Annotated in this window: 2 protein-coding genes; both read left to right on the forward strand. The window is 77.9% G+C overall.

Translation table 11 applies throughout. The features are described from left to right. The coding region (locus ACWENR_RS27070; protein WP_452279776.1) for an SDR family NAD(P)-dependent oxidoreductase at positions 1–4,531 on the forward strand (4,531 nt) is incomplete at its 5' end. 28 nt (positions 4,532–4,559) lie between these two features. After that, positions 4,560–9,531, forward strand: a 4,972-nt coding sequence (locus tag ACWENR_RS27075; RefSeq protein WP_452279777.1) for a type I polyketide synthase, incomplete at its 3' end; no start/stop codon positions are given.

The following is a 9,531-nucleotide window of genomic DNA, read 5'->3' on the forward strand; positions in this document are numbered from 1 at the left end:
GCAGGACCGGGGCGACGCGGGCCCGCTACTGCTGGGCTCGGTCAAGTCGAACATGGGTCACGCGCAGGCCGCCGCCGGCGTGGCCGGCGTGATCAAGATGGTCCTCGCCATGCGGGAGGGCGTGGTGCCGGCGACGCTGCACGTCGACGAGCCGTCGCCGCACATCGACTGGTCGGCCGGCGACGTGGAGCTGGTGACCCGGTCCCGGCCGTGGCCGGCGGTCGACCGGCCCCGGCGGGCGGCGGTCTCCTCGTTCGGCATCTCCGGCACCAACGCCCACGTGGTCGTCGAGCAGCCCGTCGACGCTCCCGCCGACGCCGAGGCGACCGACGCCCCGACGCCGCCGGCCGCCGGTGCGCAGGCGCGGGGACGTACCGCCGGGCTGCTCGCCGCCGACGTGGTGGCCTGGCCCGTGTCGGCCCGTTCGGGCTCCGCCCTGGCCGCGCAGGCGTCCCGGCTGGCCCGGCACCTGCGCACGCACCCCGGCCTCGCCCCGGCGGCGGTCGGCTGGTCCCTCGCCGCGACCCGGTCGGCGTTCGACCGGCGCGCCGTGGTGGTCGGCGCGACGCCGGGCGAGCTGCTGGCCGGCCTGGACGCGCTCGCCGCCGGCACCCCGGCCGGCAACGTGGTGACCGGCGCCGCCGCCAACCACGGCGCGGGCCCGGTGTTCGTCTTCCCGGCCGCCGCCCCGGCGGGTGCGGCGGCCGGCCTGGTGGGCCGCTGCCCGGTCTTCGACGACGCCCTCGCCGAGTGCCGGCAGGCCCTGGCGCCCTGGGTGGACGTCGACCCGGCCGCCCTGCTCATCGGCCCCGACCGGTCCTGGGCCGACCGGCCGGAGCTGGCCCGGCCCGTCCGGTTCGCCGTCGGCGTGGCGCTCGCCGCCGTCTGGCGGCACGCCGGCGTCACCCCGGCCGCGGTCGTCGGCGACGGCGACGGCGAGGTCGTGGCCGCTCACGTGGCGGGCCTGCTGTCCCTGTCCGACGCCGCCCGCACGGTGGCGCTGCGCGCCCGGGCCGCCGCCGGCGGGCTGGACCGCGACGGCCTCCGCGCCGCGCTGGCCGGGATCGCGCCGCAGCCCGGCACCGCCCGGCTGGCCTCCACGGTCACCGGCGACTGGGCCGACGCGGCCACCCTCGGCGCCGACCACTGGGCCGACCTCCGCGCCGACGCCCCGGCCGAATCCGGGGCCGCGCACCTGACCGGCCGGGCCGGTCCGGGGGCCGACGAGGCGGCCCGGTCGGAGCAGCTCGACGCCGCCCTGCGCGCCGCCGTGGACGCCGGACACGTGACCTTCGTCGAGGTCTCGCCGGAGCCGGCGCTGACCGCCCGGGTCGCCGCCGTCCTCGACGCGTCCGGCGCCACCGGCCACGTGCTGGACACCCTCGACGGGTCGGACGACGCCGCCACCCGGCTGCTGACCGGGCTCGCCACCGCGTACACGCTCGGCCTGGCGGTGGACCACCGCCGGCTGCTGCCCGAGTCCGAGCCGGTCGACCTGCCCACGTACGCGTTCGACCGGCACCGCTACTGGCTGGAGCGCACCGGCGCCCACCGCTCCGTCCTGCCCGCCGTGGGCCTCGACGTCGTCGACCACCCGCTGCTCAGCGCGGTGGCCGACCTGCCCGGCGACGAGGGGCTGCTGTTCACCGGCCGGATCTCCCTCGCCACCCACCCGTGGCTCGCCGACCACGCCGTGCTGGGCACGGTGCTGCTGCCCGGGACGGCCCTGGTGGAGCTGGCGTCCTGGACCGGCCGGCAGGCCGGCGCGGCGACCGTCGCCGAGCTGAACCTGGAGGCGCCGCTGGCGATCCCCACCGAGGGCGGCATCGACCTGCGGGTCCGGGTCGGCCCGCCGGACGAGACCCGGCACCGGCCCGTCGCCGTCCACACCCGGCGCGACGACGACACCGGCCCCGACGGTTCCCGCGCCTGGCAGCGGCACGCCTCCGGCCAGCTCGCCGACACCGTCGACCCGGAGCCCGCCCCGGCCGCCGTGTGGCCGCCCGCCGACGCCGAGCCCATCGCCCTCGACGGGCTCTACGCCCGGCTCGCCGCCCAGGGCTACCACTACGGCCCCACCTTCCGGGCGTTGCGCGCCGCCTGGCGCTCGGGCCGGGACGTCCTCGCCGAGGTCGCCCTCGACGCCGACGCGTCCACCGACACCACGGCGTTCTCCGTGCACCCGGCCCTGATGGACGCGGCGCTGCACGCCATCGGCGCCGCCGCCACGGCCGGCGCCGCCGACGCCAGCGCCACGGCCGACGACATCAGCACCACGGCCGGCGCCATCGGCGCTACCGGCGCGAGCGCCACGGCCGGCGCGGCCGGCACCAGCGCCACGGCCGGCGCTACCGACGCCAACGCCACGGCCGGCGCGGCCGGCGACTCCGGCGGCGGTGCGCCGGAAGCCGAGGGCGGTCCCGACATCCGCCCGGGCCTGCCGTTCACCTGGTCGGGCGTGACCATCCGGCCCACCCGCGCCCGCGAGCTGCGGATCCGGCTGCGCGCCACCGACGCCGGCTCGGTGACCCTGACCGTCACCGACACCGGCGCCACCCCGGTCGCCTCCGTCGACGGCCTGGTCCTGCGGCCCATCTCCGGCGAGCAGCTCAGCGCCGCCCGCCGCTCGGCCAGCCGGTCGCTGCACCGCCTCGACTGGGTCGCCCCCGCCGCCGGCCGCGCCGACGGCAGCCCACGACTCGTCGTCCTCGGCGACGACTGGCCCGGCGCCGACCGGCACCCGGACCTCTCCGCGCTGGTGGCCGAGGCGCGCGCGGGCGGCCCCGTGCCCGACGCGGTGCTGGTGACCTGCGCCGGACCGGCCGCCGACGAGCCGCACCCGGCCGCCCAGGCGCACCGGGTCGCCCACCGGATGCTCGCGCTGGCCCAGCAGTGGCTCGCCGAGGAGTCCCTGACCGCCGCCCGGCTGGTGGTGGTCACCCGCGGCGCGGTCCGCGTCGACCCGGACGAGCGGATCGCCGACGTGCCGGCCGCCACCGCCTGGGGCCTGCTGCGCTCCGCCCAGTCGGAGAACCCCGACCGGATCGTGCTCCTCGACGTGGACGACGACGCCCCGGCCGCCGCGCTGCTGCCGGCGGCCCTGGCCACCGGCGAACCCCAGCTCGCCGTACGCGCCGGCCAGCTCCGGGTGCCCCGGCTGACCCGGCTCGGCCCGCCCCCGGCCGACGCGTCGGGCCCCGACCTGGCCGCCGGCACCGTCCTGGTGACCGGGGCGACCGGCCTGCTCGGGCGGCTCGTGGCACGCCGGCTCGTCACCCGGCACGACGTACGGCACCTGCTGCTGGCCAGCCGCAGCGGGGCGGACGCCCCGGGCGTCGCCGCGCTGGTCGACGAGCTGGCCGGGCTGGGCGCCACCGCCCGGGTGGTCGCCTGCGACGTCACCGACCGCGACGCGCTCGCCCTCCTGCTCGACCAGCTCCCGGCCGACCTGCCGCTGACCGGCGTGGTGCACGCGGCCGGGGTGCTCGACGACGGCGTCCTGCCCGCGCTCACCCCCGACCGCTTCGACACCGTGCTGCGTCCCAAGGTCGACGCGGCGTGGCACCTGCACGAGCTGACCGAGAAGCTGGACCTGGCCGCGTTCGTGCTCTTCTCCTCGGCGGCCGGCCTCTTCGGCGGCCCCGGGCAGGCCAACCACGCCGCGGCGAACTGCTTCCTCGACGCCCTCGCCCAGCACCGGCGCGACCGGGGACTCCCGGCGCTCTCGCTGGCCTGGGGCCCGTGGGTCAACGACACCGGCGACGGGCAGACCGGGCACGTCGACGAGGCCCGGATGAACCGGGGCGGCTTCGTGCCGCTCGGCGCCGACGAGGGCATGGACCTGTTCAGCGAGGCGCTGCGCTTCGCCGAGCCGGTCGTCGTACCGGTCAACCTGGACCTCGCGCTGATCGGCCGGCACGGGCCGGCGGCGGTGCCGCCGGTGCTGCGGTCGCTGGTGCGCCCGGCGGCGACCGGCGCGGCCCGCGCCGCCGAGCGGGACCCGGCCGAGGCGCTGCGGGAGACCCTCGCCGCGACGGCGGAGGCCGACCGCGACCAGGTGCTCTCCGACCTGGTCCGCACCCACGCCGCCGCCGTCCTCGGCTACGCGTCGATCCGTTCGATCGACGTCGAGCGCGGCTTCGTCGAGCTGGGCTTCGACTCGCTGACCGCGGTCGAGTTCCGCAACCGGCTCAACGCGGCCACCGGCCTGCGGCTGCCGTCCACGCTGATCTACGACCGGCCGACCACCGCCGCGCTGGTCGAGTACCTGCGGGGCGCGCTGCTGGCGGAGCGCAGCACGTCCGCGCTGACGGTGCTCGGCGAGCTGAACAAGCTGGAGCACGCCATGCGCGCGGTGGCCGCCGCCGACAGCGACCGGGCCGCCGTCGGCGCGCGGCTGCGCGAACTGCTCTCCCTGTGGACCTACACCGAGTCCGAGGCGGACTCCGCCGCCGCCGACGGCACCAGCCTCGAGTCGGCCTCCGCCGAGGAGATCTTCAGCCTGCTGGACGAAGAGCTCGGCTCGGCCTGATCCGGCATGTCGCACACCTCGAACCCCGATACGGAGTGGCCCGATGCCCACTGAGGCAGAGTTCCTCGACTACCTCCGGCGTGCGACTGCCGACCTGCGCGACGCGCGCCGGCGGGTACGCGAGGTGGAGGCCAAGGACCGCGAGCCGATGGCCGTCATCGGCATGGCGTGCCGCTTCCCGGGTGGGGTGTCCAGCCCGGCGGAGCTGTGGGACCTCGTCGAGCGGGGCGGCGACGGGGTGGGCGACTTCCCGACCGACCGGGGCTGGGACCTGGAGCGGCTTTTCCACGTCGACCCGGACAACCCGGGCACGTCGACCAGCAGCCAGGGCGGCTTCCTCTACGACGCGCCGCAGTTCGACCCGGGCTTCTTCGGCATCAGCCCGCGCGAGGCCCTGGCGATGGACCCGCACCAGCGGCTGCTGCTGGAGACCTCCTGGGAGGCGTTCGAGCACGCCGGCATCGACCCGCAGGCGCTGCGCGGCAGCCGCACCGGCGTCTTCGCCGGGGTCATGTACCACGACTACGCGTCGCGGGTGCTGGACCTGCCCGACGGCGTGGAGGGCTACATCGGCACCGGCAACTCCGGCAGCGTGGTGTCCGGGCGGGTGGCGTACACCTTCGGGCTCGAAGGCCCGGCGGTCACGGTCGACACCGCCTGCTCGTCGTCGCTGGTCGCCGTGCACCTCGCGACGCAGGCGCTGCGCCAGCGCGACTGCGACTTCGCGCTCGCCGGCGGCGTCACGGTCATGTCCACCCCCGGCACCTTCGCCGACTTCTCCCGCCAGCGGGGCCTGGCCTCCGACGGCCGCTGCAAGTCCTTCGCCGCCGCCGCCGACGGCACCGGCTGGTCCGAGGGGGTCGGGGTGCTGCTGTTGCAGCGGCTCACCGACGCCCGCCGCGACGGCCGGCGGATCCTCGCCGTCGTCCGGGGCAGCGCCGTCAACCAGGACGGCGCCAGCAGCGGGCTCACCGCCCCCAACGGCCCGTCGCAGGAGCGGGTGATCCGGCAGGCCCTCGCCAACGCCCGGCTCTCGCCGGCCGACGTCGACGTGGTCGAGGCGCACGGCACCGGCACCACCCTCGGCGACCCCATCGAGGCGCAGGCGCTGCTGGCCACGTACGGGCAGGACCGGGGCGACGGCGGGCCGCTCTGGCTGGGCTCGGTCAAGTCGAACCTGGGCCACACCCAGGCCGCCGCCGGCGCCGCCGGCCTGATCAAGATGATCGAGGCCATCCGGCACCGCACCATGCCCGCCACCCTGCACGTCGACGCGCCGTCCCCGCACATCGACTGGTCCGCCGGGCAGGTCTCGCTGCTGACCGAGGCGCGAGCGTGGTCGGCCGCCGACCGGCCGCGCCGGGCCGCCGTGTCGTCGTTCGGCATCAGCGGTACGAACGCCCACGTCATCCTGGAGGAGGCGCCCGCCGAGGACCCCCCGCCCACGGACGGGGCCCCGCCGGTGGCGCTGCCGCTGGCCCCGGTGTTCCTCTCCGCCCGCACCCCCGAGGCGCTCGCCGGGCAGGCCGGGCGCTGGGCCGACCACCTCGGCCGCGCCGACTCCCTCCGCCCGGCGGACGTCGCGGCCGCCTCGGTCAGCCGCGCCGGGCTCGACCACCGCGCCGTGGTCCTGGCCGGCGACGCCGACGACCTCCTCGCCGGGCTGCGGGCCCTCGCCGACGGCGAGCCGCACGGCACCGTCACCACCGGCGTGGCCGCCCCGCGCGGCCGGACCGCCTTCCTCTTCTCCGGCCAGGGCGCGCAGCGCGCCGGGATGGGCCGCGAGCTGTACGCGGCGTTCCCGGCCTTCGCCGCCGCGTTGGACGAGGTGTGCGGGCACCTGGATCCGCTGCTGCCGCGCCCGCTGCGGGAGGTGCTGTTCGCCCCGGACGGCTCCGTCGAGGCGGAGCTGCTGGACCGGACGGTGTTCACCCAGGCCGGGCTGTTCGCCGTCGAGGTGGCGCTGTTCCGCCTCGTCGAGTCGCTCGGCGTGACGCCGGACCTGGTCGCCGGGCACTCCATCGGCGAGATCGCGGCCGCGCACGTCGCCGGGGTGCTCTCCGTCGAGGACGCGTGCGCGCTGGTCGCCGCGCGCGGCCGGCTCATGCAGGCCCTGCCCGCCGGCGGCGGCATGCTCGCCGTGGCGGCGGACGAGGCGGCGGTGACCGCGTCCCTCGCCGGGCTGACCGACCGGCTGGACGTCGCCGCCGTGAACGGCCCCGCCGCCGTCGTGGTCGCCGGCGACGCCGAGGCGCTCGACGAGGTGCGGCGCGTGTGGTCGGAGCGGGGCGTGCAGACCCGCCGGCTGCGGGTCAGCCACGCCTTCCACAGCGTGCGGATGGACCCGATGCTCGCCGACTTCGCGGCGGTCGCCGAGGGGCTGACGTTCCGGCCGCCGACGATCCCGGTGGTGTCCAACCTGACCGGCCGCGTCGCCGACGCCGACCAGCTCCGCGACCCCGGCTACTGGGTGCGGCACGTACGCGGCACGGTGCGCTTCGCCGACGCCGTCGACTGCCTGCGCGCCGAGGACGTCGACACCTTCCTGGAGGTGGGGCCGAACGGCGTGCTGACCGCCATGGCGCAGGCCTGCCTCGCCGACCGCGCGGCGGACGGGCCGGCGCCCCTGCTGGTCCCGGCCTCGCGCCACGACCGCCCCGAGCCGCAGGCCCTCCTCGAAGCGCTCGCCCGGCTGCACGCGAACGGGGTGACCGTCGGCTGGGCGGGCCTGCTCGGCGGTGGCGGCCGGCACGTGGACCTGCCGACGTACGCCTTCCAGCACCAGCGCTTCTGGCTGGAGCCGGCCGGCCGGTGGATCGACGTCTCCGGGGCCGGGCTCGGGGCGGCGGGGCATCCGCTGCTCGGCGCGGCGGTCTCCGTGGCCGGCGAGGACATGGTCGTGCTGACCGGCCGGCTGTCCACGGCGACGCACGCCTGGCTGGCCGACCACGCCGTGTCGGGCGTGGTGGTGGTGCCGGGCGCGGCGCTGGTGGAGCTGGCGGTGCGGGCCGGCGACGAGGTGGGCGCGTCCCGGGTACGCGAGCTGACGATCGCCGCGCCGCTGGTGCTGCCGGAGTCGGGCGGCGTGCGGGTGCAGGTGCGGGTCGGCGCGGCCGACGAGGCGGGCAGCCGGTCGGTGACCGTGCACTCCCAGCCGGAGGAGGCCGTCGATCCGGAGTGGGTCCGGCACGCGGAGGGCGTGCTGGAGCCCGCGTCGGCCGAGGAGCCGGGCGTGGGGGAGTGGCCCCCCGCCGGCGGTGTCGAGGTGGACCTGGCCGGTTGGTATCCGGCGCTGGCGGAGCACGGTCTGTCGTACGGGCCGGTGTTCCGGGGGTTGCGCCGGGTCTGGACCGGCGGCGGCGACGTGTTCGCCGAGGTGGCGTTGCCCGACGAGGTGGCCGGCGACGCGGCGGGCTTCGGGGTGCATCCGGCGTTGCTGGACGCGGCGTTGCACCCGATCGGGCTGCTGCTGGGTGCGGAGTCGGGCGGGCCGCGGGTGCCGTTCGCGTTCGAGGGCGTGCAGGTGCACGCCTCGGGCGCGCGGACGCTGCGGGTGCGCCTGACGCGCGCGGGTGCGGCGGTGCGGCTGGTCGCGTCCGACGAGTCGGGCGCCGCCGTGGTGTCGGTGGACTCCCTCGCGCTGCGGGAGCTGACGGCGGTGTCGCCGGCGGGTGCGGCGGCCCGCTCGATGTTCGAGGTGGCCTGGCGGGCCGAGGAGGTCGCCGCCGCCGGGGACGTCTTTGGGTGGGCGCTGGTGGGTCCGCCGGCCGCCGTGGACGTGCCGGCGTTCGCCGACGTCGAGGCGGTGGCCGCGACCGCCGCCGAGCCGTCGGGCGTGCCGCCCCGGCTGTTGCTGCTGCCGGTCGGCTCGGCCGGCGGCGTGGGCGGGGACGCCGCCCGCGCCACGGACGCCGACAACGACCCCGACGCGGTACGGGCGGCGACGTCGGCCGTCCTCGCGGCGGTCCGGTCGTGGCTGGCGGCCGACGCGCTGGCGGATTCCCGGCTGGTCGTGGTGACCCGGGGTGCCGTCTCCGTCGGGGCCGAGGACCGGGTCAGCGACCTGGCGGGGGCGGCGGTGTGGGGTCTGCTGCGCTCGGCGCAGTCGGAGCACCCGGGCCGCATCGTCCTGGCCGACGTCGACGGCGACCTGCACGCCGGACTGTTGGGCGTGCTGGCCGGGGTGGCGGACGAGCCGGTGGCGACGGGCGGCCAGGTCGCCGTCCGCTCCGACGCGGTGTTCGTGCCGCGCCTGGTCCGGGCGGCTGCCGGCACGGCGGCGGAGACGCCGAGCCTGGGCGAGGGCGCGGTGCTGGTGACCGGCGGCACGGGCGCGCTCGGGGCGCTGGTCGCGGAGCACCTGGTGTCGGTGCACGGCGTGCGCTCGCTGGTGCTGGTGTCGCGGCGTGGTCCGGCGGCCGATGGTGCGGGTGAGCTGTCGGAGCGGTTGTCGGCGTTGGGTGCGTCGGTGCGGGTGGTGGCGTGTGACGTGACGGACCGGGATCAGGTGTTCGGTCTGGTCCAGGGGATCGCCGCCGGGGGCCGGCTGGCGGGTGTGGTGCACACCGCCGGTGTCCTGGACGACGGGGTGATCGAGGGGCTGACCGGGGACCGGCTGGCGGGGGTGTTGGCGCCGAAGGTGTCGGCGGGTTGGTTCCTGCACGAGGCGACGGCGGGCCTGGGCCTGGATCTGTTCGTGGTGTTCTCGTCGGTGGCGGGTGTGTTGGGTTCGCCGGGGCAGTCGGCGTACGCGGCGGGTAATGCGTTCCTGGATGGGTTGGCGGTGTGGCGGCGGCAGCTCGGGTTGCCGGCGGTGAGCCTGGCGTGGGGGATGTGGGACACCGCCGGGATGGCCGCGTCGCTGGACGAGGCGGACCGGGCGCGGTCGGCGCGGGCGGGCCTGACGCCGATGAGCGCCGAGGTCGGGCTGGAGCTGTTCGACGCCGCCCTGGCGGCGGAGCGGCCGGCGTTGGTGCCGGCCGTGATCGACGTACCGGCGC

It is taken from the genome of Micromonospora sp. NPDC004336 (genome assembly GCF_053602615.1).